The organism is Metallibacterium scheffleri, from assembly GCF_002077135.1.
Classification (GTDB): Bacteria; Pseudomonadota; Gammaproteobacteria; order Xanthomonadales; family Rhodanobacteraceae; genus Metallibacterium; species Metallibacterium scheffleri.
The window spans coordinates 504213-529787 of sequence record NZ_LDOS01000001.1 but is presented as its reverse complement, the minus strand read 5'-3'; the positions used below and the strand labels follow the sequence as shown (position 1 = coordinate 529787).

Sequence of the window (25575 nt, the reverse complement as noted above, 5' to 3'; positions counted from 1 at the left end):
GCCGTGATCCGGGTGTGTGCGTGATTCCGCGCACCGGCAGACCAGCCGGTGCGCGGCTTTTTTCCATGCGGCGAGGCGGTCATGTTGAAACGAAGTGCCATTCTGTGCGCGACCCTGCTGGTCATGCTTCCCGGTGCGCTGCTGGCAGCACCGATCACCACCCTGCCGCAACATGCGCCGTTCGTATCGACGCTGCCGGTGAGGCACACGCTGCCGCCGTTCTTCGATCAGCTCGAAAAGCGCACCTTCGACTTTTTCTGGGATACCACTAACCCCGCCAACGGCCTCGCGCCCGATCACTATCCGGGGCCGTCGTTTTCCAGCATCGCGGCGGTGGGTTTCGCGCTCACGGCCTACCCGATCGGTGTCGAGCGCGGCTGGGTCACGCGCCGGCAGGCGGCGCAGCGCGTGCTGACCACGCTGAAATTTTTCGAAGACGCGCCGCAAGGCAAGGCCGCGGCTGGCGAGACAGGCTACAAGGGTTTCTACTACCATTTTCTCAATATGCGCACCGGCAGGCGCTGGCCCGACATCGAGCTTTCGAGCATCGACACCGCGCTGTTCATGGCCGGCGTGTTGTTCGACCAGAGCTATTTCGACCGCGACACGGCACGGGAACGCGAGATCCGCGCGGTCGCCGGCAAACTTTACAACCGCGTCGACTGGCCCTGGATGCAACCGCATCCGCCGTTGATCGGCATGGGCTGGACGCCCGAAGACGGCTTCATTCCGCACAGCTATCGCGGCTATGACGAAGCGATGATTCTGTACATCGAAGCGCTGGGCTCGCCCACGCATCCGATCCACAAGGACGCCTGGGCCGCGTGGAGCGCGACCTATCCGAAGTTCTGGGGTGACTACTACGGCCGCGAGCAGCTCAGCTACGGGCCATTGTTTACCTCGCAGTATTCACAGGCCTGGGTGGACTTCCGCGGCATCCAGGATGCCTTCATGCGCGCCCACCACAGCGACTATTTCATCAACAGCCGCCGCGCCACGGAGTCGCAGCGCGACTATGCCATCGCCAATCCCATGGGCTGGACTGGTTACGGCAAGTCCCTGTGGGGACTGACCGCGTGCGACGGCCCCGGCAACTTCGCGGTCAAGGCCGATGGCAAGCGACGGCAATTCTATGGTTATGCCGCGCGCGGGGCGGGCATCGTCGGCACCTTGGACGACGGCACCATCGCGCCGACAGCGGCGCTGGGCTCGATCGCTTTCGCGCCCAAGATCGTCATCCCCATGATCGAGGCCATGCAGGCCAAGTACGGCAAATCCATTTATGGCCGCTACGGCTATGTCGATGCCTTCAATCCCAGCTTCCACGATCGCAACGTGGCGTTGAACAGCGGGACCGTGGTGCCGGGGGTGGGGTGGGTGGACTCCGAACGCCTCGGCATCGACCAGGGACCGATCCTGCTGATGCTGGAGAACTACCGTTCCGGCTTCGTCTGGCGGGTGATGCGCAGGAACCCATCCATCCGCCGTGGCCTCGAGCGCGCCGGCTTCACCGGCGGCTGGCTGGACGGCAAGCCGGCCACGCAATGAGCAGCGCATGCCAGCCATGAAGCGCGCGCTGCACCTGCTGTGGTTGCTGCCCGTGCTGTTGGCGGCGACGCTGACCGGTTGCACGCGCACGCCGCAGGATTCGCGCATCGTGCTGCGCTTCTGGGCGATGGGCGAGGAAGGCCAGGCCGCCGCGCAACTGGTCAAGGGCTTCGAGACGCTGCATCCGGATATCCGCGTCGAGGTACAGCAACTGCCGTGGACCGCCGCGCACGCCAAGCTGCTCACCGCCTACGCCGGGGGCACCACGCCCGACATCGCGCAGATGGGCAACACCTGGATCCCGGAAATGGCCGCGCTGAGGGCCATCGTGCCGCTGGACCGTTTCATCGCCGGCTCGCACATCGTCACCCCCGCGGACTATTTCCCCGGCATCTGGAAGAGCAACGTCGTCGCCGGCAAGGACTACGGCGTGCCGTGGTACGTGGATACGCGGCTGATCTTCTATCGCAAGGACATCCTCGCCGCGGCCGGCTTCGACCATCCACCCACCAGTTGGTCCGGATGGACACGCATGATGGCGGCGATCAAGGCGCGCGCCCGACCCGGCGACTGGGCCGCGCTGCTGCCGCTCAACGAGTTCGAGCAGCTGGTGTCGTTTTCCCTGGAGCAGCCCGGCTCGTTCCTCAAGGGCCACGACCAGTACGGCAACTTCCAGTCGCCGCAGTTCACCGCCGCGCTGCGTTTTTATCTGGACTTTTTCCGCGCGGGTTACGCGCCGCGCATCGACGACACGCAGATCGCCAGCGTGCCGATCGAGTTCGCGCGCGGCCATTACGCGTTCTACATCTCCGGGCCGTGGATGATCCGCGAGTTCGAGACGCGCATGCCGGCCGCGGTGCAGAAAGACTGGGCCACCGCACCGCTGCCCGGCCCGGCGGGTGCCGACAGCAACTCGGGCATCGCCGGCGGCGCCAGTCTGGTGATCTTCCGCAGCAGCCGGCACAAGGCGGCTGCGTGGAAGCTGATCGAATACCTCTCGCGGCCCGCCGTGCAGGACCAGTTCCACCGGCTCACCGGCGACCTGCCACCGCGGCGCAGCACCTTCGCGCGGCCGGACATCGCCAGCGATCCCTACGCCGCGGCGTTTTTCGCGCAACTTCAGCGCGCGCGCGCGGTGCCGCGCATCGCCGAATACGAGCAGATCGTGCGCGAGATGCAGACCATTGCCGCGCGTGCGGCCTGGGGCCGCCTCGATGTGGCGCAGACCACCGCCTTGCTGGATCGCAAGACCGACGCCATCCTCGCCAAGCGGCGCTGGATGATCGCGCACGGGAGGCTGGCGCCATGAAGTCCAACCAGACCCTGGCGGCCTGGGTGTTCACCGGCCCGGCGCTGATCGTCATCGGCTTGTTCTTCCTGGTGCCGGTGCTGCTGGCGCTGGGTCTGAGCTTCACCGATTTCGACATCTACGCCCTGGCCAGCCTGAAGAACGTGCAGTTCGTCGGCCTCGATAATTACCTCACCGTGCTGCGCATGGGCCTGTTCTGGAAGGCGCTGGGCAACACGCTGTACTTCGTCGTGGTCGGCGTGCCGCTGTCCATCGGCGTGGCACTGGGCGCGGCGCTGCTGGTGCATTCGCGACTGGCGCGCTGGAAGGGCTTTTTCCGCACCGCCCTGTTCACCCCGGTGGTAGCCAACATCATCGCCGTGGCGGTGATCTGGAAGTACCTGTTCCAGCAACACTACGGCGTCGTGAATTACGTGCTGGGCTGGTTCGGCGTGCAGCCCGTCGACTGGCTGGGCAATCCGCACATGGCCATGCCGACGATCATTTTCTTCGCGCTGTGGAAGAACTTCGGTTACGCCATGGTCATCGTGCTGGCGGGGCTGCAGGCGATCCCCGACGAGCTCTACGAGGCCGCACGCCTGGACGGCGCCAGCACCTGGCAGCAAGTGCGCCATGTCACCCTGCCCATGCTCGGGCCGACGCTGATGACGGTCGGCCTGCTGACCATGGTGGGTTATTTCCAGCTGTTCGCCGAGCCCTACGTGATGACCGAGGGCGGGCCGCTGCAAAGCACGCTGTCGGTGCTGTACCTGATGTACAACCAGGGCTTCGACTGGTGGAACCTGGGCCTGGCCTCGGCCATCGCCTTCACGCTGTTCGTATTCACGCTGGCGGCCACGTTCCTGCTGGTACGCGTGGGCCGCCGCAAGGGTTGGGTATGAAGTCCTCGCGCGCTGCGGTGTGGGGGGTCAACGGGCTGCTGGCGCTGCTCGCGCTGCTCGCGCTGTTTCCGCTGTTCTGGATGCTGTCGGTGTCGCTGATGCCGCTGGGTTCGGCCAGCACGTTTCCGCCGCCGCTGCTGCCGCTGCATCCGACACTGGCCAATTACCGCGCGCTGTTCGTCGGCGCCGATCTCGGCCGTTATCTGCTCAACAGCCTGATCGTCTCCGGCGGCATCACGCTGGGCTCGCTGGCCTGCAACGTGCTTGCCGGCTATGCCTTTGCCAAGCTGCGCTACGCCGGGCGCGAGCGCACCTTCAACCTGCTGCTGGGCGCGCTGGTGATCCCCACGCAGGTGGCGATGATGCCGTTGTTCCTGCTGGCGCGCGAGATGCACATCGTCAACAGCTATGCCGGCGTGATCCTGCCTTCGCTGGCCAGCATCTTCGGCATCTATCTGGTGCGCCAGTACGCGCGCGCGATTCCGACCGAGATGCTCGAGGCCGCGCGCATCGACGGCGCCAGCGAATTCCGCATCTTCGCGCGCGTGGTGCTGCCGCTGCTCAAGCCGATCATCCTCACGCTGACCATCCTCACTTTTCTGACCGCGTGGAACGACTTCATGTGGCCGCTGATCGTGCTGACCGGCAGCAGCCACTACACCCTGCCGATCGCGCTGGCTTCGCTGGCGCGCCAGCACAACCAGGACGTGGAGATGCTGATGGCGGGCTCGATGGTCACCGTGGTGCCGGTGCTGGTGCTGTTCCTGCTGCTGCAGCGTTATTACATCCAGGGCCTGCTGCTCGGCAGCGTCAAGGGTTGAAGAGAGGATTGTGTCGATGCAGGTGCGCCACGTTGCGGTCCGCGGTTTGCTGTCGCTGCTGATGCTGGTCTGTGCTTTGCCTGCGCTGGCGGCGCAAGCACCGGGCGTGGTGATCCGCGCGCTCGAGTTTGGCAACGCCAGCGCGTGGACACTGCACGCCAGCGACGACGTGCAGGCCAGCCTGCATGTCGCGCCGGGCGCGAACGGGCGCACGGCGCTGTGCCTCGGCTATGACTTTCCGAAAGGCGTGGCCGGCTACGTCGAGATGCAGCATCCGCTGCCGCTGGATTTTCCCGCACACTACGCGCTGCGACTCGGCGTGCGCGGGCAGGGACCGCGCAACGGCCTGCAGCTCAAGTTCACCAGCGCCGACGGCTGGAACGTGTGGTGGTACCAGCAACCCGAATTCGCGCCGCCCGCGACGTGGACCACACTGCACATCGCGCAGCGCGAGGTCGGCTTCGCCTGGGGCCCGCGCAAGGATCACCGCCTGCGGCACAGCGCCGCGCTGCAGCTCACCATCGCCGCGGTGCAGGGCGACCGCGGCGAACTGTGCTTCGATCATTTCGCGCTGCTGCACGCGCCCGCGCCGCCGGCGCAATGGCCGGTGCCGCGCGCCAGCGCCAGCAGCGCGCTGCCCGGTCACCCCGCCGCGCTGGCGCTGGCCATGCGCGCCGGGCGCACATGGCGCAGCGCCGCGGGCGGCGCGCAGACGCTGACGCTGGATCTCGGTGCTGAGCGCCCGCTCGGTGGTCTGTCCTTCGCCGTGGCCGCGAGCGCCGGCACGCCCGGGGTGCGCGTGGAATCCTCACGCGACGGCAGGCACTGGCAAGCGCAGCGCAGTCTGCTGTTGCGCAGCGGCACGCAGGTTTTGCTGGGGCTGCCGGATGATCCCGTCGCGCACTGGCTGCGGCTGGGGATGTCCGGCAACCCGCACGGCTACGCGCTCGGTCAATTGCGGTTGCGCGCGCCGGGCTGGGGCCGGCCGGTGGCACTGCTGCAGACGCTAGCCAGGCGGGCACCGCGCGGCGAATTCCCGCGCGGACTTTCCGGCGCGCAGAACGACTGGACCGTGCTGGGCGTCGCTGGCGGCACGCACACCGGTTTGATCTCGGCCGACGGCCGCATCGAGCCGTTCGCTGGCGGTGGGTCGGTGGAGCCCTTCCTGCTCGATCACGGCCGGCTGATCGACTGGGCCGACGCGCGCATCACGCAGAGCCTGCGCGCGCACGAGCTGCCCGTGCCCGGCGTGCAGTGGCGGGCCGGCGCGCTGACACTGCGGGTCACGGCCTTCGGCGCAGGCACGCCCGCGACCGCGCGGCTGCTCGCGCGCTACACCGTGCGCAACAACGGCGACACGCCGCGCCGGGTGACGCTGGCGCTGGCGCTGCGGCCGTTGCAGGTCAACCCGCCGCAGCAGTTTCTCAACACGCCGGGCGGGTTCGGACCCATCCATCGCATCCGCTATGCTGACGGCATCGTCACCTTCGGCGACGACGAGCACGTGGTGACACTGGGCGCGCCAGCGGGATTCGTCGCCGGCAATCTGGCCACGCAGTCGATCGCGGCGCTGCTGGCGCAGACGCCGCAGCCGCGGACGGCGCTGCGACAAGCCGACGGGCTTGCGCAGGGCGCGCTGCTGTATCCGCTGTATATCCCCGCGCACGACGCGGCCACGGTGGGCATCGCCATCCCGTGGACAGGGGCTGTTCCCGCGCCGGTGGCGGACGCCAGCGTGGCGGCGCGCATGCTGCGCGACCAGGAGGATCAGGTCACCGCCGCCTGGCGCGCGCGCCTGACGCGCGTGCGCGTGCAGTTGCCGCCGGCGGCGCACGTGTTCCAACACACGCTGTACAGCGCGCTGTGGCAGGTGCTGCTGGACCGCGACGGCGCCGCGCTGCAGCCCGGTCCGCGCAGCTACGCGCGCAGCTGGATCCGCGACGGGGCCATGATGAGCGAGGCATTGCTGCGCATGGGCGATGCGCGGGCCGTGCGCGATTACCTGCTCTGGTACGCCCCGCATCAGTTCAGTACCGGCAAGGTGCCGTGCTGCGTGGACTGGAAGGGCGCCGATCCCACGCCCGAGAACGACTCACAGGGCGAGTTGATCTTCGCCATCGCCGAGTACACGCGCTACACCCATGACCTCGCGATCGCACGCCAGCTCTGGCCGCATGTCGAATCTGCGGTGCGCTACATGAACACGCTGCGCGCCACGCAGAAAACCGCAGCCTACCGGCATGGCGAGCGCACTCTGTACTACGGTCTGATGCCGCGCTCGATCAGCCACGAGGGCTACTCGGCCAAGCCCATGCACTCATACTGGGACGACTTCTGGTCGCTGCGCGGCTACCGCGATGCGGCCTGGCTGGCCGGACAACTCGGCCATGCGCGGCAACAGCAGGCCATCGCGCGCGCTGCCGATGACTTTCAGAAAGATTTCTTTGCCTCGATCCGCAACGCCGCGCGCTGGCACCACATCGACTACATCGCCGGCAGTGCCGACCTCGGCGACTTCGACCCCACCTCCACCACCATCGCGCTGTCGCCCGTGGGAGTGCAGCACGCACTGCCGCAGGATCTGCTGCGCGATACCTTCGCACGCTACTGGCGCAATTTCGAGGTGCGCAGCGACGGGCACGCACCCTGGCGCGATTACACGCCCTACGAATGGCGCAACGTCGATGCCTTCGTGCGCCTGGGCTGGCGCGCGCGCATCCCCGCGCTGCTGCGCTTCTTCTTCGCCGGACAGCGCCCCACCGCCTGGCACCAATGGGCCGAAGTGGTGTGGCGCGATGCCGACGCACCGCACTTCATCGGTGACATGCCGCACGCCTGGGTGGCCAGCGACTTCCTGCGCAGCGCGCTGGACATGCTGGCCTATCAGCGCCACCGCGATCACGCGCTGGTGCTGGCCGCCGGCGTGCCGCCGCAGTGGCTGGAGGACGGCGGCATCCGCATCGAGGGCTTGCGTACACCCTGGGGCAGCCTGAGCTACCACTACTGGCGCGCGGTCGATGGCAGCGTGCAGCTGCAGATTCCTGCCGGGAGCGCCATGCCACCCGGCGGCCTGGTGCTCACCTGGCCGTATGCCGCAGCGCCCGGCGCCACCATGCTTGATGGTCAGCCGGTGACGTGGAGCGGTGACCAGCTGCGCATCACGCGCCTGCCCGCAATGCTGCGCGTGGCCGCACCGGACGGATCGCTGCCCATGCCCTGATGCGCCTTCCGCTGCTTGCGGTTGCCGCGTGCAGCGCTGGATCGCGCGATATCCGCGTCGCACCCACCCCAGCCGTAACCCGATGTGCACCGCTGCCAGGATTGCGCCGTAGCCCGGGATCCTGGCGTGCGCGGATATCATGACGCTTTGTCGGAGATCGCCATGACATTGCACTCAAGAAAACTTGGCAGCCAGGGCCTCGCCGTTGCGGCCATCGGCCTGGGCTGCATGGGCATGAGCCAATCCTACGGTCCAGCGGACGCGGCGGAATCGATCGCCACACTGCATCGAGCGATCGAACTCGGCTGCACCTTCCTCGACACCGCCGAGGTCTACGGACCCTTCGCCAACGAAGAGCTGCTGGGCCGTGCGCTCGCCGGCAAGCGTGATCAGGTGGTGATCGCGACCAAATTCGGCTTCAAGATCGAGCATGGCAAAAGCATTGGGACCGACAGCCGACCCGAACATATTCGCCAGGCTGTCGCGGGTTCCTTGCAGCGATTGCGCACCGATTACATCGATCTGCTGTACCAGCACCGCGTCGATCACAGCGTGCCCATCGAAGATGTGGCCGGCACCGTCGGCGAGTTGGTGAAGGAAGGGAAGGTTCGTTATTTCGGCCTTTCCGAGGCCGGTGTGGACAATATCCGCCGCGCCCATGCAGCCCATCCGGTATCCGCATTGCAGAGCGAATACTCCTTGTGGGAACGCAATCTGGAACGCGATGTACTGCCCGTGCTGCGCGAGCTTGGCATCGGCCTGGTGCCGTTCGCACCACTCGGCCGGGGCTTTCTGGCCGGCACGGTCAAGCGCGCGGAGGACTATCCAGAGGATGATTTCCGCCGCAACGACCCGCGCTACCAGGGCGCGAACTACGATGCCAATGTGCAGGCAACGCAGACGCTGCGTGACATCGCCAGGGAACTGCATGCGCAACCTGGGCAAATCGCGCTCGCGTGGCTGCTGCACAAGGGCGCGGACATCGTGCCCATCCCGGGCACCAAGCGGCGGACCTATCTGCAGGAAAATGTCGCCGCCGCCGCCATCACGCTGGACGCCGCGCGCTTGCAGGCACTCGATGATGCCTTGCCGAGCGGGACAATCTCCGGCACCCGCTACAACGAGAAGCTGATGGCGATGGTCGATCGCTGAGCCCGCTGCTGCGAAGACGGCGAAACCTCAACGCTCGCCAGCGATGGATCGATCGCAGCGCTGGCATTCCGCATCTGGCCACGCGCCACGGCAACACCAGCATTCCGATGATGCGCCGGCAATGATGCGCAGCACACCGGGAGCCCTCACGCTGGCGCCATGCCGCGTGCCCGCCGCGCGTGCCACGCATCGAGCGACCAGGCGCCCGGACCCCACAGCGCCACCAGCAACAGCAGGATGCCCCAGATGAAGTGGAACATGATCGCCGGCGTCTGCAGCGCATGTAGATAAGACAACAGCGCCACGATATTGACCACGAACAGGCCCAGTGCGCCGAAGCGCCCATACAGTCCCAGCGCCAGCAGCGGCGGCAGCAGCACTTCGCCGGCGGTGCCGGCCACGGCCGCCGCGGCGGGCGGCAGCAGCGCCACGTGAAAACAGTTTTCGTACAACCACAGCGTGGCCGGCCAATCGCGCAGGCTTTGCAGCCCGGACAGGAAAAAGACCCAGGCCACATAGGCCCGTGCCGCCAGCAAGGCCGGCGCTTGCGCCCATTCGAGGACGTGCTCCAACCCGCGCCAGGCGCGGTGTACAACAACAAGGCCACGCGTGGCGGTGGCCGCGGATACTGGGGTGTTCATCGATGATCTCCGCCGGTGAATGCGAGGGGCATGGGCGACTTCCGGCAAGCCGCGCGAACCCGATGCTCGCCCCGGGCCGCCGCGCCACCGTGACAGCGGCGCGCAACCCGGGGCGATAGGGTTCAGCCCTTGGCCTTCGCCTCCATCCTGGCCTCGAATGCCTTGACCTCGGCCGGGTTCTTCAAGATCGTCTTCGCCTGGGCCATGTCCAGACCGCCCAGCTTTTCGCAGGTGCCGGTGGGCACCACGCGGAAATCGCCAGGGTTGTAGTTGTTCGGGGACGAGCCCTTGCACGAGTGCAGCCCGGAGATGCCCGCGCAATCGTTGTGGTGGGCCGTGGCGACGCCAAAGCACTTCTCCATGCTGGCGGCATGCGATGCCGGCGCGGCGGCCAAGGCGCCGGCGGCGATCAGGGAAGCCGCGGTCATGCTGAGAAATTGATGCTTGTTCATGCTGGATATCCTCGATTGGAGTGATGCAAGTCGGGTGAGTTGAATGCGGCCGAATGACCGCTGCAGTTCGGCTTGGCGCGCGCTGAAGGAATGCGTCGCCAAGCCTTGGTCGCGGCGCGCACCGGATTCCTTACACCCCGCGCAAATGGCTTGTCTACTCGTTGCACGCGCCATGCAGCACGTGCCGCCAGCCCGCGCCGTCGCACGCAAGGGTCACGCGCGCATAGGGCAGCGATGTATTAAGGTAAACTTTGAAGTCTGGCTTCATATAAACCAGGCTCGGCATGAACCCACCAGCGAGTGATTCCGGAACCGCACGCGCCGCCAGGGTGGCGGCTGCGCTGCGTGTCGTGGTCGGTCAACTCGGCCGACGGCTGCGTGAGCAGGCGCATCCGGGCGATGTCACCTGGTCGCAGATGTCCGTGCTCGGTCGCCTGGAGCGTGATGGCCCGGCCACGGTGAGCAGCCTCGCGCGCGCCGAGGGCGTGCGTCCGCAATCCATGGGGGCCACGATTTCCGTCCTGCTGGGTGCCGGTCTGCTGCGCGGCGCGGCAGATCCGGCCGATGGGCGGCAAACCATTTTGTCGCTCACACCGGCCTGCCGGGAAATGATCAAGACCAGCCGGGCGGCACGCGAGGACTGGCTGTTCCGTGTCATCCGCTCAAGCCTCGCGGCCGCCGAACAGGAGCAACTGGCAAATGCCGTCGAGCTGCTCAAACGTCTGGTCGATTCGCCGGCGAACGCCGCGTCGCCCCATGCCGGCCCGGCATCATCCCAATCACCCTCAGGAGAAACGCATGGCCCTCACCACGCTTGACGCGCACATCGCGCTCATCGTCATCGACTTGCAAAAAGGCATCGTCGCGCTACCCGCCGCGCATCCGCTCGCGACGGTCGTGCAGAACGCCCGCGCGTTGGCCGATGCATTCCGCGGCCACGGTCTGCCCATAGTGCTGGTCAACGTGGCCGGCGGCGCGCCGGGCCGGACCGAACAGGCGCACCGCCTGGGCGAGCTTCCCGCCGGATGGGCCGATCTTGTCCCCGAGCTCGACCCGCAGCCGCAAGACCACACGGTGACCAAGCGCACCTGGGGCGCGTTCACCGGTACGGACCTCGCGCAGCACCTGAAGAAGCTGGGCGTGACGCAGGTCGTGATCGCCGGCGTCGCCACCAGCATCGGCGTCGAGTCCACCGCACGCCAAGCCCACGAGCTCGGGTTCAACGTCGCCCTCGCCATCGACGCCATGACCGACATGAGCCCCGAGGCGCACCTCAACAGCATCACGCGCATTTTCCCGCGACTGGGCGAAACCGGTACGGTCCGGGAAATCATCGATCGGCTCGCGTCGAGCCATTCTCGGGCCGCCCCATGACCCGGCACGCCGCCACCCCGCGTCACGCGGCAACGGACAGCGCGATTGCGACCGCGGTGGCATCGGGCCCGGCTGGCGTTTCCACCCACTACAAATGGCTGGCGCTGTCCAACACCACCATCGCGGTACTGCTGGCGACCATCGACTCCTCGATCATGCTGATCGCCATGCCGGAGATTTTCCGCGGCATCCAGTTGAATCCGCTCGATCCGGGCAACACGTTTTACCTGCTGTGGATGATCCTGGGTTTCTTGATCGTCAGCAGCGTGCTGGTGGTGAGCCTCGGCCGCCTGGGCGACATGTTCGGGCGCGTGAAGATGTACAACCTCGGCTTCGCCGTGTTCACCGTGGCCTCGCTGCTGCTGGCGCTCGATCCTTTCACGGCGCGCGCCGGAGCCGATTGGCTGATCGTCGGCCGCATCTTCCAGGGCATCGGCGCGGCGTTCCTGATCGCCAACTCCGCGGCCATCCTGACCGACGCGTTTCCGCCCGACCAACGCGGCCTGGCGCTGGGCATCAACAACATCGCCGGCATCAGCGGCTCCTTCATCGGCCTGATCCTCGGCGGCGTACTGGCCGCGATCGACTGGCGGCTGGTGTTCCTGGTGTCGGTGCCGTTCGGACTGTTCGGGACCATCTGGTCGTACCTGAAGCTGAAAGAACTCGGGCAACGCCATCGCGCCCGGATCGACTGGGCCGGCAACATCACGTTCGCCGCCGGGCTGATCCTGATCATGATCGGAGTCACGCTGGGCATCGAGCCGGCCAACGGAAATGCCATGGGCTGGACCAGCGCGCCGGTCATTTCCCTGCTGGCGGCGGGCACGGCGTCGCTGGTCGCTTTCGCCATCGTGGAAACCCGCGTGACCGATCCGATGTTCCGGTTTCCGCTGTTCAAGATCAAGGCATTCACCTTCGGCACACTCTCGACCTTCCTGTCGGCCATCGGCCGCGGTGGCCTGATGTTCATGCTGATCATCTGGCTGCAGGGCATCTGGCTTCCCCTGCACGGCTACAGTTTCAAGCAGACACCGCTGTGGGCGGGGATTTTCATGCTGCCGCTGACCTTGGGATTCCTGCTTTCGGGGCCGCTTTCGGGCTACCTGTCCGATCGTCTGGGCGCGCGCTACTTCGCCACCGGCGGGATGCTCGGAGCCGCCCTGAGCTTTGCCTTGCTGATGCTGCTGCCGATCGACTTCAACTACGCGGCGTTCGCCGCGATCCTCCTGTTCAGCGGGCTCTGCATGGGCGCCTTCGCCGCACCTAACCGGGCGGCCGTCATGAACAGCCTGCCCGCGCGCGACCGCGGCGCCGGGGGCGGCATGAACTCGACCTTCCAGAACTCGGCCCAGGTGCTTTCGATCGGCATCTTCTTCACGCTGATGATCATCGGTCTTTCGACGACCTTGTCGACGACCCTGGTGCAGGGCCTGATGCAACACGGTGTACCCGCAACCGCCGCCGCGCGAGTCGGCGCGCTGCCGCCGGTCTCGATCCTGTTTGCGGCATTCCTTGGCTACAACCCGATCCGGACGCTGCTGGGCGCGGGTGTTCTGGATCATCTCGCGGCCAGCGACCGCATGCAGTTGACCGGGCACTCGTATTTTTCCAATCTGATCGCCAAGCCGTTCCACGCGGGCTTGGCCGAGGCATTCATCTTCGCGGCGGTGATGTGCCTGATCGCCGCGGCCGCATCGTGGTCGCGCGGTCGTCGCTACATACACCGCGAGGATTGAACGCCCGCCGTTTGTTCACCATCCGCGTTGCCGCACTTCACGCGCATGGCGCTGTCCAAGCACAGGGTTTGCACCGCGCGCATGCGCCCGCGCCTTATTACATCGAGGACCGATCATGTCGAATATCGTGTTGCGCTTCAGTCTCACGCTGGTCGCCGCGCTGGCAGGCCTGACCCTGGCTGGCGCCGCCAGCGCCGATGCCACGCCGCCGGCACTGGCGGCGCAGTTGAATCGCCCGGTCGCGCCGGCACTGATGCAGCAGCTCGAGCGCGCCAGCAGCGCCGGCCTGCGCATCACGCAGCGGCCAGCCGTCAGCTACATCAAGGCCATCCAGGGGCCGGCGCTGGGCAAGCCGCCGGTGCTGCTGTATATCGGCGCCGACTTCTGTCCGTATTGCGCCGCGCAGCGCTGGGGGCTGGCGCTCACTTTGCTGCGCTTCGGCCAGTTGTCCGGCGTGCGCTACATGCTCTCCTCGCCGACCGATGTGTTTGCCAACACGGCGACCTTCACGTTCCAGTTCGCGCACTTCAGCAGCCCGTACCTGCAATTCCAGGCGATCGAAACGGCCAATCGCGCACAGCAGAAGTTGATGCCAATGACCGCGCAGGCCAAGCAGGTCTTCGGCACCTTCGATGTGCCGCCGTACGTGCAGTTCGCCTACGGCATTCCTTTTGTCTATCTCGATGGTGCCTATCTGCTGACCCAGCCGATGATCTCTCCAGCCAGCCTGCAGGACATGGACTGGCAGCAGATCGCCACGCAACTGGCCGATCCGCGCAGCGCGCTGTTCGCGCAGATCATGCCGCAGGTCAATGCGCTGAGCGCCGCCATCTGTCGTATCGACGGCAACCAGCCGACGCGCGTGTGCGCCGCGCCGGGCGTGATGGCGGCCAATGCGGGCCTGGCCGATCTCGAAGGCATCCTGGCCAGGTAATCGGCCGGTCGGCGTGTCACGCCAGCGTCATCGCGCGCGGCTACCTTGCCCGGGCTGAACCGAACTCTCCACGGGCCGGCATGGGGCATGATTTGGGTGCAGGGCACTCGCGGCGTGGTGGCGACACCGCGCCGTTTCTTTTGAGCACCTTGAAGCGCGCCGCCGCGCGATTCAGCACAGGCCGCGCTGGCTCAGCGATACCGGCGCGCCGCTGCCGATGACCAAATGATCGAGCACACGCACGCCGATCAGATCCAGCGCCTGCTTGAGTGTTTGCGTCAGCGCCACGTCGGCGGCGCTGGGCTCGGCCACTCCCGAGGGATGATTGTGCGCGAGGATCACCGCGGCGGCGTTGTACTGCAGGCAGGCGCGCACCACCTCGCGCGGCGGCACGCTGGCGCCATCGAGCGTGCCGCGAAACAGCTCGGCAAAGGCCAGCACGCGGTGGCGGTTGTCCAGAAACAGGCAGGCGAATACCTCATAGGCGCGATCGCGCAGCTGCGCGCGCAGGAATGCGGCGCTGTCGGCGGGGCTGCTCAGTGCCGGGCGCGCGGCCAGTTCCTCGCCCAGGCTGCGCCGCGCCAGCTCCAGCGCGGCCAGCAGGCGCGCGCGCTTGGCCGGGCCGAGGCCGGGCATGCGGCTGGCTTCCGGTGTGTTGAGCAGGGCCGAGAGGCTGCCGGCGCGCGCCAGCAGGCGCTGGCCCAGTTCCACCGCGCTGGCACCACGCACGCCGCTGCCCAGCAGCACGGCGATCAGCTCGGCCGGCGCCAGACTGCCGGCGCCCAGCCGCAGCAGGCGCTCGCGCGGACGGGAATCTTCGGGCCAGTCGCGGATGCTCATGCGTGCAGCATCGCGCGCCTGTGATGCGGCGCGCAGCGGCGGCGGCCACGGCATCCGGTAAGCTCTGCGCTTTGCTGGCTGTCGGGTTGCGCCCACATGATCGTTCTGTGCCGATGCATCGCGCGCGCCGCGCAGTGGGTGTCATGAGCGCATGGCGCGGTCCGCAGCGCGTGCTGCTGGGCGTCAGCGGCGGCATCGCCGCGTACAAAGCCTGCGAACTGGTGCGACGCCTGCGCGAGCGTGAAGTGGAGGTGCGCGTGGTACTCACCGCCAACGCCGAGCGCTTCGTCGGCGTCCTCACGTTCCAGGCGCTGTCCGGGCAGCCGGTGCGCAACAGCTTGTGGGATGCCGCTGCCGAGGCCGCCATGGGCCATATCGAGCTGGCGCGCTGGGCCGATGTGGTACTGGTCGCGCCGGCCAGTGCCAATACCTTGGCGCGGCTGGCGCACGGCTTGGCCGATGATCTGCTCGGCACGCTGTGCCTGGCCAGCGAACGCCCGCTGCTGCTGGCACCGGCGATGAACCGTTTGATGTGGGCGCACCCGGCGACGCAGGCCAATATGGCTTTGCTGCAGGCGCGCGGCGCGCAGATTCTGGGTCCGGACAGCGGCGCGCAGGCCTGCGGCGAGGTGGGCGCGGGACGCATGCTGGAGCCCGATGCCATCGTCGCCGTTCTGGAGGAACTGGCGAGTGCGCCGGCGGCGCCCGACCTGCGCGGCCTGCGCGTGCTGGTCAGTGCCGGGCCGACCCTGGAGGATCTCGACCCGGTGCGCTATCTGGGCAATCGCAGCTCCGGGCGCATGGGTTTCGCCATCGCCGCCGCCGCCGCGCAGGCCGGTGCCACGGTCACGCTGGTGGCCGGGCCGGTCAGCCTGCCGACACCGCCGGGCGTGGCGCAGCGCGTGGATGTGCGCAGCGCGCGCCAGATGCACGCCGCGATGCTCGATGCAGCGCGTGCCGCCGACATCGTGATCGCGGCCGCCGCGGTGGCCGATTACCGACCGGCGCAGGTCAGCACGCACAAGCTCAAGAAGCACGGCGGCGCCATGATCCTGGAACTGGCCGAGAATCCCGACATCCTCGCCGCGCTGGCGGCGCTGCAGCCCAAGCCTTTCCTGGTGGGCTTCGCCGCGGAAACCGAGCAACTCGAGGCCCATGCGCGCGCCAAGCTCGAACGCAAGGGCGCGGACATGATCGCCGCCAATCGTGTCGACGCCGGACTGGGCATCGAAACCGCGGACAACGCCATCAGCGTGTTCTGGCACGGCGGCCAGCACGAGCTGGCGCGCGCCGACAAGACCACGCTGGCGCGCGAACTGCTGGCGCTGATCGCCACGCGTCGTGCCGCTGTGCGCGCGGCCGCGCCATGATCGTGGTGCAGTACCGCGTGCTCGACGCGCGCCTCGGCGTCAGCATTCCGCTGCCCGCGTATGCCACGCCGGGCAGCGCGGCCATGGACCTGCGTGCCGCGCCCGAATCCGCGCTCACGCTGGCGCCGGGCGACACCGCGCTGGTGCCCACCGGACTCGCCCTGCATATCGGCGATCCGGGCTGGTGCGCGCTGATCCTGCCGCGCTCGGGTCTGGGCCACCAGCACGGCCTGGTGCTGGGCAATCTCACCGGCCTGATCGATGCCGATTACCAGGGCCCGCTGATGATTTCCTGCTGGAACCGCGGACAAGCGGCGTTTACCATCGCGCCGGGGGATCGCATCGCGCAGCTGCTGCTGCTGCCGGTGGCGCAGGCGCAGCTGGTGCCGGTGGCGGAATTCGCCCCCAGCTCGCGCGGGACAGGCGGTTTTGGTTCCACGGGCACGGGTTAGCGCGATGTCGGAAAACACCGCACGGATACCGGGCTGGGATGTCCACTACGCGAGTCAAGCGCGCGTGCACCTTGATCCGGCGGGAGTGGGCACGGACCTGCGCCGGGCTCATGATGCCGAGACCGCGCACGGCAACACTGGCCCGGCTTTCGGCTTGGCGCGAGGACGAGGCGCATGACGGCAACGCAGAATCGATCAGCACAGCATCCATCCGCCAGGTCGCCGCGCGGATGGCGCGCGCTGTTCGGAACCTTCGACTGGCGCCGCGAATTGACGCTGGCTGGCGCCACCCTGGCATTGCTGTTCGGCCTGTTCTCGACCTGGCAAACCTGGGGACTGTGGCAGGTGCAGCAGGCCGTGGCGGCGCTGACGCCGACGCGCGTGCAGGCGGCGCAAAACCTGGGCGATTGGTTCGCCGGCCTGCGCAAGCAGATCGCGCTGGCGCTGCAGGATCCCGCCCTGCAGGCGGACATGGCCGGCGTTCACAGTGCCGTGGCGCAGACGCGCCTGCAGGCGTTGTTGCCGCAAGCGCGCCGCATCGAACTGTTCGGCCCTGATCTCAACGAAGTGCTGCACGCCGACTACGCCCGTTTCGGCTATGCCAAGGCGGCGCAACTGATGCGCGCGCAAAGCAAGGCGGCGATGGTGCCTTTCGAAGTGCGCGGCAATGCCGGTGCGCAAACCCTCAGCCTCGCGACCCCGCTGTGGCACGGCACGCATCTGCTTGGCTACGCCTGGATCGAATTCCCGTTCGCGCCGCTGCGCGCGCGCTTCGATTCACTGCCCGCGCCGCAAGGCGGCGGGCGCCTTGAATTGCGCCAGCTGGGCCTGTTGTTGCTGGCGCGCGGCGGCAGCGCCCAACCCGGCGCCGAGGATGCCGGGCTGCCGGTACCCGGCAGTGCGCTGAGCGTGCGTGCACTGCCACCCGACAACTATGTGGTGCTGACCGACTCGCTGCCCCTCGCGCTGCTCTGGGTGGTACTGGGATTCGGCGCCGGCATTGCACTTTTGTGGCTGCGCCGGCGCGCCTTCGGCTCGACTTCTTTCCACCTTGGAGAACCTACCTTGGCCGATGTCATGCGCGACCAGCCGCAAGCGGCGCCCAGCAGCGCGGCGGTTGCCAAAGCGGCCACGCCCGCGCCCGCCGTCAGTGCTGCGCCGGTGGCGCTGGATCGCAGCATCTTCCGCGCCTACGACATCCGCGGCGTGGTCGGCACGCAATTGACTGCGGAAATCGCGCATCTGCTGGGCCAGGCCATCGGCAACCTGATGCGCGAGAAGAACCTTGGCGAGATCGTCATCGGCCGCGATGGGCGCCTGTCCGGTGCCGAGCTGGTGACCGCGCTGGGCGAGGGTTTGCGCGACGCCGGCTGCCACGTCGTCGACCTCGGCGCGGTGCCCACGCCGGTGGTGTATTTCGCCGCGTATCTGCTCAACACCGGTTGCGGCGTGGCTGTCACCGGCAGCCATAATCCGCCCGAGTACAACGGCTTCAAGATCGTCGTCGGCGGCGAGACGCTGAGCGAGGACGCGATCCAGGATCTGTACGCGCGCATCAGCGATGGCCGCCTCAAGCGCGCCGACGGCGGCAGCTTGCGCCAGCAGGATGTCGGCCACGATTATCTCGAACGCATCAGCGGCGACGTGCAACTGGAACGGCCGCTGAAAGTCGTGGTGGACTGCGGCAACGGCATCGCCGGCGCATTCGCCCCGCAACTGCTGCAGGCCATCGGCGCCGAGGTGATCCCTCTGTACTGCGAGGTGGATGGCACCTTCCCCAACCACCACCCCGATCCGTCCGATCCGCACAATCTCGAGGATCTGATGCTGTCGGTGAAGCGCATGGGCGCGGATCTGGGCGTGGCCTTCGATGGCGACGGCGATCGCCTCGGCGTGGTCACACCCAGCGGCGAGAATATTTTCCCCGACCGCCTGCTGATGCTGTTCGCCGCCGATGTGCTGACGCGCGATCCCGGCGCCACGGTCATCTATGACGTCAAGTGCACGGGGCATCTGGCACCGGCGATCCTGCGCCACGGCGGCGTGCCGCTGATGTGGCGTACCGGGCACTCGCTGATCAAGGCCAAGATGCGCGAAACCGAGGCCGCGCTGGCCGGCGAGATGAGCGGGCATTTCTTCTTCCGCGAGCGCTGGTACGGCTTCGACGACGGCATGTACGCCGCCTGCCGTCTGCTGGAAATCCTCGCCGCCGACCCTGGACGGCGCGCGCCGGGCGCGATCCTCGCCGCGCTGCCACGGGATGTGAGTACCCCGGAACTGAAAATTGCTCTGGCCGAGGGCGCGCACTACGCCTTCATCGAGCAGTTCCGCCACAACGTGCACTTCGATGGCGGCCGCATCAGTCTGCTCGACGGCGTACGCGTGGACTGGCCGGATGGTTTCGGACTGGTGCGCGCCTCCAACACCACGCCGGTGCTGGTGCTGCGCTTCGCCGCCGATACGCCCGAGGGGTTGCAACGCATCCAGGATGCATTCCGCGCGCAACTGTTGGCGCAGCAGGCGGATCTGCAGCTGCCGTTCTGAGAGAACCTCTGAACAAGTCCATCCTGGATTTGTCGGTGGCAAGCCTTCCATGGCTTGAGTGAAGGTCTGAACGTGTTCAGGCCTTCCCTGAGCCGGGTTGCCGGAAAACGTCCGCGGCTAGCGGCTCGGCTCACGGCATCTGGTTGTCGGCTTGCTCCTGAGCCCGCTGTTTAATCTGGCGATAGCGCGCCAACTGCGGCGCGATCGCCGCCTGGGCCGCATCGCGTTGCTGCTGCTGGCGCTGCAGGGCAAGGCGCTGTTGCTCGACCACCTGGCGCTGCTGGGCGATGTCGTGGGTGAGATAGGGCGGCACGGGTTTTTTCTCGTGCTCGATCTCGGCGGCGCGCTGCAGCATGTCGGCAAGGCTGCTTTCCTGGCTGTGCAGATTGATCTCGGTGGCGCGCATGGACTGGCTGACGTTGCTCACCTGCGCCTGCAGGGCGCTGCGCAGATCGGCCTCGGTCGGATAAGCGTTCAGTAATTGCGCGTCCGCGGCCTGCTGGCGCGCGCGTGCGGCATCGAGCTTGGCTTGCGCCTGGGCGGCGACTCCCTCGGCGCGGCGCTCGGCGGGGCTGGGCACGTGTTGCACCACCACGCCCTGGGCATTGACGATGTCATAGCCGCGCGCGATCGCGTTGGCGCTGAGCGTATCGCTGAATTGCAGGACACCGTGCGCATCGTGCCAGCGGTATTGCACCGGGCCGGTGGCGGTAGCGGCCAGCGCCATGCCGCTGGCCGCCAGGCCGAGGATCAGCACCCATTTCGGCACAAGGCGGCGCAACGGTCGCGAGGGGGTCGGGATCACGAGCAGGCTCCTGGATATCAACACGGACACGCGCAGCAGTGTAGCCGCGCCGCCGCCTCGCGGCAGTGGCACGCCGCACGACTTCAGCACCTGCCGCGCTTGCGCAAACGCGCGTAGAACATGCCGTCGAGGCCATCCTCTCCGGGCAGGATCTGCCAGCCGGGGCCATCTGCGCGACCCGCCGGCAACGCGATAGGCAGCGCTTCGGCATCCGCGTGCGCAGCCACGAATGCCGCGGCTTGCGCGGCGTTTTCGCTGCGCAGGACCGAGCAGGTGGCGTACAGCAAGGTGCCGCCGGGCGCCAGCAGTGGCCACAACGCGTCGAGCAGCGCGCGCTGCTGCGCGAGCAGCGCGGGCAGATCGCTGGCGCGGCGGTGCAGGCGCACGTCGGGCTGGCGACGCAGCACACCCGTGGCGGAGCATGGTGCATCCAGCAGGATATGCGTGCAGGCGACGCCATCCCACCACAGCGCCGGCTGCGTTGCGTCGCCCATGCGCAGATCGGCATGCAGATGCAGACGCGCGAGGTTGTCGCGCACGCGCGCCAGACGCGCCGGGGCCAGTTCCAGGGCAGTCAGTTGCACGGCGCTGCGTTCGAGGATGTGGCAGGCCTTGCCGCCGGGTGCGGCACAGGCATCCAGCGCGCGCGCGCCGGGCGGCGCATCCAGCAGCAGCGCCGCCAGTTGTGCGGCGCCGTCCTGCACGGCGCACAGCCCCTCGCCCCAGCCCGGCAAGCGGGTGACATCGAGCGATGCCGACAGCGTCACCGCGCTGTCGATCCAGGCGTGCGGCCGCGCGTCGATGCCGGCGGCGGCCAGACGCTGCACGTAATCCGCGCGCGTCACGCGCGCCAGGTTCACGCGCAGCGTCGGCGGCACCTCGGCATTGCTGGCGCTGATGATGGCATCGGCCTGTGCGGGCCAATCCGCGTACAACGCCTGCAGCAGCCAGGTGGGCAGGCGCGTGCGGCTGACGCTATCCGCGTCGAGTTGCGTCAGCAGCGCAGTGCGCTCGCGCAACCAGCGCCGCAGCACCGCATTGACCATGCCGCGTTGCGCGCCGTGGCCCAATGCGCGCGCCGCCTCCACCGTGGCAGCTACCGCCGCGTGCGCGGGCACGCCGAGATCCTCCAATTGCGTCAGGCCCAGCACCAGCAACGCATGCAATGCGCCAAGGCGCCGCGACAAGGGCTTTTGCAGCAGCAACGGCAGCGCCGCGTTCCAGCGCAGCCAGCCGCGCGCACCGGCGAACACCAGCGCGCTGGCGAAGGCGCGTTCGCGCGGCGCTGACAACTGCGGCAACTGCTGCGCCAGCACCTCGCGCAGGGAGCGACCGCCCAGCGCGATCTCGGCCAGCGCGCGTGCGGCGACGGCACGGGTGTCGGCGGGCGCGGCGGTACTCATCCGCGCGCGCGCAACTCGGGCCGTGCGTTGAGGTAATCGGCAGCGCTGATGCGGCGCGCACCGGCACGCTGCAGCTCAAGTACACGCAACACGCCCGCGCCGGTGGCCAGATCAATGCCTGCGCGCGTCGCATCGATGATGCTGCCAGGCGCGGCGCCGGATACGTCGGCCGGTAGTGCCTGGGCCCGCCACACACGCACGTGCTCGCCGGCGATCCCGGCCTCGGCCACCGGCCACGGATCGAACGCGCGTACCTGGCGCTCCAGCTCCGGCGCGGGCTTGCTGAAATCAAGCATGGCTTCGGCCTTGACCAGCTTGTGCGCGTAGCTCACGCCGGATTCGGCCTGCGGCTGCGCCACCGGCAGCGTGCCGGCGCCGAGTCGCGCCAGGCCGATGCCCAGCATTTCGCCACCAAGCGCGGCGAGACGATCGTGCAGACTGCCGCCGGTGTCCGCGGCGATGATCGGGGTGCGCCGCGTCAGCAGCACCGGACCGGTGTCGAGGCCGGCCTGCATCTGCATCAGGCACACGCCGGTCTGCGTATCGCCGGCCAGCAGAGCGCGCTGGATCGGCGCCGCGCCGCGCCAGCGCGGCAACAACGATGCGTGCACATTCCAGCAGCCGTGGCGCGGCAGCGCCAGCACCGCGCGCGGCAGGATCAGCCCGTAGGCCACGACGATCAACAGATCGGGGGCCAGCGCCACCAGCTGCGCCTGCACATCCCGGCTTTTGAGCGACTCGGGCTGCAGCACCGGCACACCCGCCGCGAGTGCGGCCTGTTTGATCGGGCTGACGGTCACTGCACGCCCGCGCCCGGCCGGACGGTCGGGTTGCGTATAGACGCCCACCAGCCGGACGCCCGGCGCATTGCGACATGCCGCGAAGCCGGGCAAGGCGAAGGCCGGCGTTCCGGCGAACACCAGCCGCAACGGTTCGCGCTGCATGTTCAGGCCGTGGCGGCCTGACGATGCCGCTTGTCCAGTTTGCGCCGCACCATCTCGCGCTTGAGCGGCGAGAGGTAATCGACGAACAACTTGCCCTGCAGGTGATCCATCTCGTGCTGGATACACACGGCAAGCAGGTCGCTGGCCTTGAGGGTGAACGTTTTGCCTTCGATATCCTCGGCCTCGACGGTCACCATCAGCGCGCGATCAATATCCGCAAAGATGCTCGGCACCGACAGGCAGCCCTCCTGGTAGGTCTGCGCGCCATCCAGGGCGAGGATGCGCGGGTTGACCAGGGCCAGGGGCTGGTCGTGATCCTCGCTGACGTCGCATATCAATATGCGCTGGTGCACATTGACCTGGGTCGCCGCCAAGCCAATGCCCGGCGCGGCATACATGGTCTCGAACATGTCGCGCACCAGTTGCGCCAGCGCGGCGTCGAAATGCTTGACCGGCTGCGCCACGGTGCGCAGGCGCGGGTCGGGGAATTCGAGGATTTCAAGTCTGGCCATGGCGATGCCTCCCAGGCGGAGATGCGGATCGCGGAGCCGATCACAAGCACGCCGCTGTGGCTGCGGCTATTGTAAACACGCCGCGCGGGCCGCGCCTGATCGATCATTGCTTCGGGCAATTACCATGGGCTCGAGGAACCATGGTCCGCGCACGCCTGCAGCCATGCGCAGGGTGCCGACGCCCACCCACGCGTGCGGGCCGGGCAAACGCCGGGCATGCTGTTACGATTCCGTGTTTGCTCCGACCCGAAGCCGCCGTGAAAGACCTGTTGCGCTCCCTGCTGGATACCGCCCTCGCCACCCTGTTGCGCGATGCGCGCCTGCCGGCGCTGGAGGCGTTGCCCGACTACACGCTGGAACGCAGCAAGACACGCGCGCACGGTGATTTCGCCTGCAACGTGGCGCTGTTGCTGGCCAGGCCGGCGCGCATGAATCCGCGCGCACTGGCCGAAGCGCTGGTGGCGGCGCTGCCGGCGCATGCGCTGCTGGCGCGCGCCGAGGTCGCCGGGCCTGGCTTCATCAATCTGTTTCTGGCGCCAGCGGCGTATCACGCCGAAGTGCTGCGCGCGCTGCGCGAAGGCGCGCGTTATGGCCACAACGCGCAGGGTCGGGGGCGGCGCGTGAACGTGGAATTCGTCTCCGCCAATCCGACCGGGCCGCTGCATGTCGGCCACGGCCGTGCCGCGGCGCAGGGCGATTGCATCGCGCGCCTGCTCGAAGCCAGCGGCTGGGCGGTGACTCGCGAGTTCTATTACAACGACGCCGGTGCGCAGATCATGAATCTGGCACTGTCGGTGCAGGCGCGCGCGCGCGGCCTCGGCCCTGACTCGGACGGTTGGCCCGCCGACGGTTATCGCGGCGATTACATCAGCGAGCTGGCACGGCGCTACCTGGCACGCGACAGCGCCACCGTCGAGGGCCATACCGTTCACGCCAGCGCTGAGGCGGACGATCTCGACGCCATCCGTCGTTTCGCCGTGGCCGCCCTGCGCCATGAGCAGAACCTCGACCTGGAAGCCTTCGGCGTGCGCTTCGATGTGTATTTCCTCGAATCCTCGCTGTATGCCGAGGGCAAGGTCGAGGAAACCGTGCGCGCGCTGATCGCCCACGGCCACACCTACGAAGACGGTGGTGCGCTGTGGCTGCGCAGCACCGATTTCGGCGACGACAAGGACCGCGTGATGCGCAAGTCCGACGGCAGTTACACCTACTTCGTGCCGGATGTGGCCTACCACCTCAGCAAGTGGCAGCGCGGCTATGTGCGCGCGATCACCGAGCTGGGCGCCGATCACCACGGCTCGCTGGCGCGGGTGCGCGCTGGCCTGCAGGCGCTGGACTGCGGCATTCCCGCCGGCTACCCCGACTACGTGCTGCACCAGATGGTGACGGTGATGCGCGGCGGCGAGGAGGTGAAGCTGTCCAAGCGCGCCGGCAGCTACGTGACCCTGCGCGACCTGATCGACGAGGTCGGCCGCGACGCCACGCGCTGGTTCCTGGCGGCGCGCAAGGCCGACTCGCAGCTCACCTTCGACATCGATCTGGCGCGCGCGCAAAGCAACGACAATCCGGTGTTCTACGTGCAATACGCGCACGCGCGCATTGCCAGCGTGCTGCGTCAGGCGGGCGCGCGCGACATGCCGCACGACGCGGCGCGCGGCGCGGCCGCGCTGTTGCGTCTGGACAGCACGACGGCGCAGGCGCTGCTGTGGGAGATCTCGCGCTATCCCGAGGTAGTGGACACCGCCGCACGCGATCTGCAGCCGCAGCAGATCGCGCAGTTTCTGGGCGAAATCGCCTACGCTTTCCATACTTGGTACAACGCCGAACCGTTTCTGGTCGAGGACGCCGAGCTGCGCGATGCACGCCTGCTGCTGGCGCGCGCGACGCAGCAGGTGCTCGGCAACGGTCTCGGCCTGCTGGGCGTATCCGCCCCGGAGCACATGTGATGGCAGACAAACGCAAGAAGCAGGCCGTGCGCAGCGGTGGCGTGCCGGCCTGGATGCTGGTCGGCATCGGCATCCTGATCGGCGCCGGCGGCATGGGCTACGTCGCGCATCGCGGCTGGATTCCCAGCCTGCGCAGCAATGCCGGCCCCGAGGCCAATCCCAACGCCACGGCACCGGGCGCCGGCGAGGGCGGCATCGCCGAAGCGGGTACGGCGAAAAAGCCCAGCTTCGATTTTTATCAGGTGCTGCCGGGCAAGGAAGTGGTGATCCCCGACGCCGAACTCAGCGCCAAGGCCAAGGCCGAGACGCAAGCGCAAGCGGCTGCAGCCGCCGCCACGCCACAGCCGGTCGCGCCCGGCGCCACGCCCGCCGTGGCCAGCACGCGCGTCACACCCGCCGCGGTCGGCCCAGCCACCAGCAGCGGCGGCTATGTGCTGCAAGTCGGCGCTTTCCCCGACAACGCCAAGGCGCAAGCGGTCAAGGCCAAGCTGGCCTTGCAGGGTTTCGTCGCCCACGTGCAGGTAGTCAAGATCGGCCAGCAGACCTGGTACCGCGTGCGTCTCGGCCCCTATGCCAATGCCGCGCAGCTGGAAAAGATCAAGCACCAGCTCAGCGGCGCCGGCATTCCGACCATCGCGCTGAAGGAAAACGGCTGAACCGGAACCGTAGCGCACGCGTGCACACGCGCAAT

22 protein-coding genes are annotated in these 25575 nt (G+C 68.0%); 15 read left to right on the top strand and 7 right to left on the bottom strand.

Annotation, left to right across the window (positions count from 1 at the left end; translation table 11 throughout):
* Positions 1 to 81 precede the first annotated feature (81 nt).
* The 6 genes from Mschef_RS02345 (at position 82) to Mschef_RS02320 (ending at position 8931) form a co-directional block, all read left to right on the top strand.
* Entirely contained in the window at positions 82 to 1548 is a 1467-nt protein-coding gene (locus Mschef_RS02345) for a glucoamylase family protein (RefSeq protein ID WP_081126222.1), read from the top strand.
* Positions 1549 to 1555: 7 nt separating this feature from the next.
* The gene (locus tag Mschef_RS02340) at positions 1556 to 2857 is read left to right on the top strand and encodes a sugar ABC transporter substrate-binding protein (protein WP_081126786.1); all 1302 of its coding nucleotides are present in this window, start codon (positions 1556 to 1558) and stop codon (positions 2855 to 2857) included.
* Positions 2854 to 3738, top strand: coding sequence for a carbohydrate ABC transporter permease (locus tag Mschef_RS02335; RefSeq protein ID WP_081126221.1), 885 nt, complete (start codon positions 2854 to 2856; stop codon positions 3736 to 3738). The genes Mschef_RS02340 and Mschef_RS02335 overlap by 4 nt, the downstream gene beginning before the upstream one ends.
* Positions 3735 to 4559, top strand: coding sequence for a carbohydrate ABC transporter permease (locus Mschef_RS02330; protein ID WP_081126220.1), 825 nt, complete (start codon positions 3735 to 3737; stop codon positions 4557 to 4559). Before Mschef_RS02335 ends, Mschef_RS02330 begins: the two co-directional genes overlap by 4 nt.
* 16 nt (positions 4560 to 4575) lie before the next feature.
* Positions 4576 to 7779 carry a discoidin domain-containing protein gene (locus Mschef_RS02325; RefSeq protein WP_081126219.1) on the top strand — a complete coding sequence of 1068 codons (3204 nt, stop codon included), beginning with the start codon at positions 4576 to 4578 and terminating at the stop codon, positions 7777 to 7779.
* A gap of 168 nt (positions 7780 to 7947) precedes the next feature.
* Entirely contained in the window at positions 7948 to 8931 is a 984-nt protein-coding gene (locus Mschef_RS02320; RefSeq protein WP_197686729.1) for an aldo/keto reductase, read from the top strand.
* 146 nt (positions 8932 to 9077) lie between these two features.
* Here the strand turns inward: Mschef_RS02320 and Mschef_RS02315 are convergent, their stop codons facing one another.
* Positions 9078 to 9572, bottom strand: a complete 495-nt coding sequence (locus Mschef_RS02315) for a DoxX family protein (RefSeq protein WP_081126218.1) — start codon at positions 9570 to 9572, stop codon at positions 9078 to 9080.
* Between the two features lie 122 nt (positions 9573 to 9694).
* On the bottom strand, positions 9695 to 10024 hold the full coding sequence (gene bufA1 / locus Mschef_RS02310; protein WP_081126217.1) for a BufA1 family periplasmic bufferin-type metallophore: 330 nt from the start codon (positions 10022 to 10024) through the stop codon (positions 9695 to 9697).
* A gap of 329 nt (positions 10025 to 10353) precedes the next feature.
* Between bufA1 and Mschef_RS02305 the strand changes: the two genes are divergently transcribed.
* The 4 genes from Mschef_RS02305 (at position 10354) to Mschef_RS02290 (ending at position 14068) form a co-directional block, all read left to right on the top strand.
* Positions 10354 to 10842, top strand: coding sequence for a MarR family winged helix-turn-helix transcriptional regulator (locus tag Mschef_RS02305; RefSeq protein WP_242426423.1), 489 nt, complete (start codon positions 10354 to 10356; stop codon positions 10840 to 10842).
* Positions 10823 to 11398 (top strand): cysteine hydrolase family protein, encoded by a 576-nt coding sequence (locus Mschef_RS02300; RefSeq protein ID WP_081126215.1) that lies wholly within the window; start codon positions 10823 to 10825, stop codon positions 11396 to 11398. Before Mschef_RS02305 ends, Mschef_RS02300 begins: the two co-directional genes overlap by 20 nt.
* Positions 11395 to 13134, top strand: a complete 1740-nt coding sequence (locus Mschef_RS02295) for an MFS transporter (RefSeq protein ID WP_081126214.1) — start codon at positions 11395 to 11397, stop codon at positions 13132 to 13134. The genes Mschef_RS02300 and Mschef_RS02295 overlap by 4 nt, the downstream gene beginning before the upstream one ends.
* A 115-nt stretch (positions 13135 to 13249) precedes the next feature.
* The gene (locus tag Mschef_RS02290; protein WP_081126213.1) at positions 13250 to 14068 is read left to right on the top strand and encodes a DUF929 family protein; all 819 of its coding nucleotides are present in this window, start codon (positions 13250 to 13252) and stop codon (positions 14066 to 14068) included.
* Between the two features lie 171 nt (positions 14069 to 14239).
* On the opposite strand, the gene radC is transcribed toward Mschef_RS02290, so the two are convergent.
* Positions 14240 to 14908 carry a RadC family protein gene (gene radC / locus Mschef_RS02285; protein WP_081126784.1) on the bottom strand — a complete coding sequence of 223 codons (669 nt, stop codon included), beginning with the start codon at positions 14906 to 14908 and terminating at the stop codon, positions 14240 to 14242.
* A 143-nt stretch (positions 14909 to 15051) separates the two neighbouring features.
* Here radC and coaBC point away from each other — a divergent pair, with 143 nt between their 5' ends.
* From coaBC to Mschef_RS18240, 3 genes are all read left to right on the top strand, one after another.
* The gene (gene coaBC / locus Mschef_RS02280; protein WP_081126783.1) at positions 15052 to 16278 is read left to right on the top strand and encodes a bifunctional phosphopantothenoylcysteine decarboxylase/phosphopantothenate--cysteine ligase CoaBC; all 1227 of its coding nucleotides are present in this window, start codon (positions 15052 to 15054) and stop codon (positions 16276 to 16278) included.
* The gene (gene dut / locus Mschef_RS02275) at positions 16275 to 16730 is read left to right on the top strand and encodes a dUTP diphosphatase (protein ID WP_081126212.1); all 456 of its coding nucleotides are present in this window, start codon (positions 16275 to 16277) and stop codon (positions 16728 to 16730) included. The genes coaBC and dut overlap by 4 nt, the downstream gene beginning before the upstream one ends.
* Before the next feature lie 174 nt (positions 16731 to 16904).
* Positions 16905 to 19274, top strand: a complete 2370-nt coding sequence (locus Mschef_RS18240; RefSeq protein WP_081126211.1) for a phosphomannomutase/phosphoglucomutase — start codon at positions 16905 to 16907, stop codon at positions 19272 to 19274.
* Positions 19275 to 19404: 130 nt separating this feature from the next.
* Here the strand turns inward: Mschef_RS18240 and Mschef_RS02265 are convergent, their stop codons facing one another.
* The 4 genes from Mschef_RS02265 to def form a co-directional block, all read right to left on the bottom strand.
* The gene (locus Mschef_RS02265) at positions 19405 to 20079 is read right to left on the bottom strand and encodes a DUF4124 domain-containing protein (RefSeq protein WP_136256230.1); all 675 of its coding nucleotides are present in this window, start codon (positions 20077 to 20079) and stop codon (positions 19405 to 19407) included.
* 83 nt (positions 20080 to 20162) lie between these two features.
* Positions 20163 to 21482: a 16S rRNA (cytosine(967)-C(5))-methyltransferase RsmB gene (gene rsmB / locus Mschef_RS02260; RefSeq protein ID WP_081126209.1), complete on the bottom strand. Its 1320-nt coding sequence runs from the start codon at positions 21480 to 21482 to the stop codon at positions 20163 to 20165.
* On the bottom strand, positions 21479 to 22426 hold the full coding sequence (fmt, locus tag Mschef_RS02255) for a methionyl-tRNA formyltransferase (protein ID WP_081126208.1): 948 nt from the start codon (positions 22424 to 22426) through the stop codon (positions 21479 to 21481). Before fmt ends, rsmB begins: the two co-directional genes overlap by 4 nt.
* Before the next feature lie 2 nt (positions 22427 to 22428).
* Positions 22429 to 22938: a peptide deformylase gene (gene def / locus Mschef_RS02250; RefSeq protein WP_081126207.1), complete on the bottom strand. Its 510-nt coding sequence runs from the start codon at positions 22936 to 22938 to the stop codon at positions 22429 to 22431.
* 257 nt (positions 22939 to 23195) lie between these two features.
* Between def and argS the strand changes: the two genes are divergently transcribed.
* Together argS and Mschef_RS02240 are read left to right on the top strand one after the other, a co-directional pair.
* Positions 23196 to 24884: an arginine--tRNA ligase gene (argS, locus tag Mschef_RS02245; protein ID WP_081126206.1), complete on the top strand. Its 1689-nt coding sequence runs from the start codon at positions 23196 to 23198 to the stop codon at positions 24882 to 24884.
* The gene (locus Mschef_RS02240; protein ID WP_081126205.1) at positions 24884 to 25540 is read left to right on the top strand and encodes an SPOR domain-containing protein; all 657 of its coding nucleotides are present in this window, start codon (positions 24884 to 24886) and stop codon (positions 25538 to 25540) included. The genes argS and Mschef_RS02240 overlap by 1 nt, the downstream gene beginning before the upstream one ends.
* The last annotated feature ends 35 nt before the right edge of the window (positions 25541 to 25575 follow it).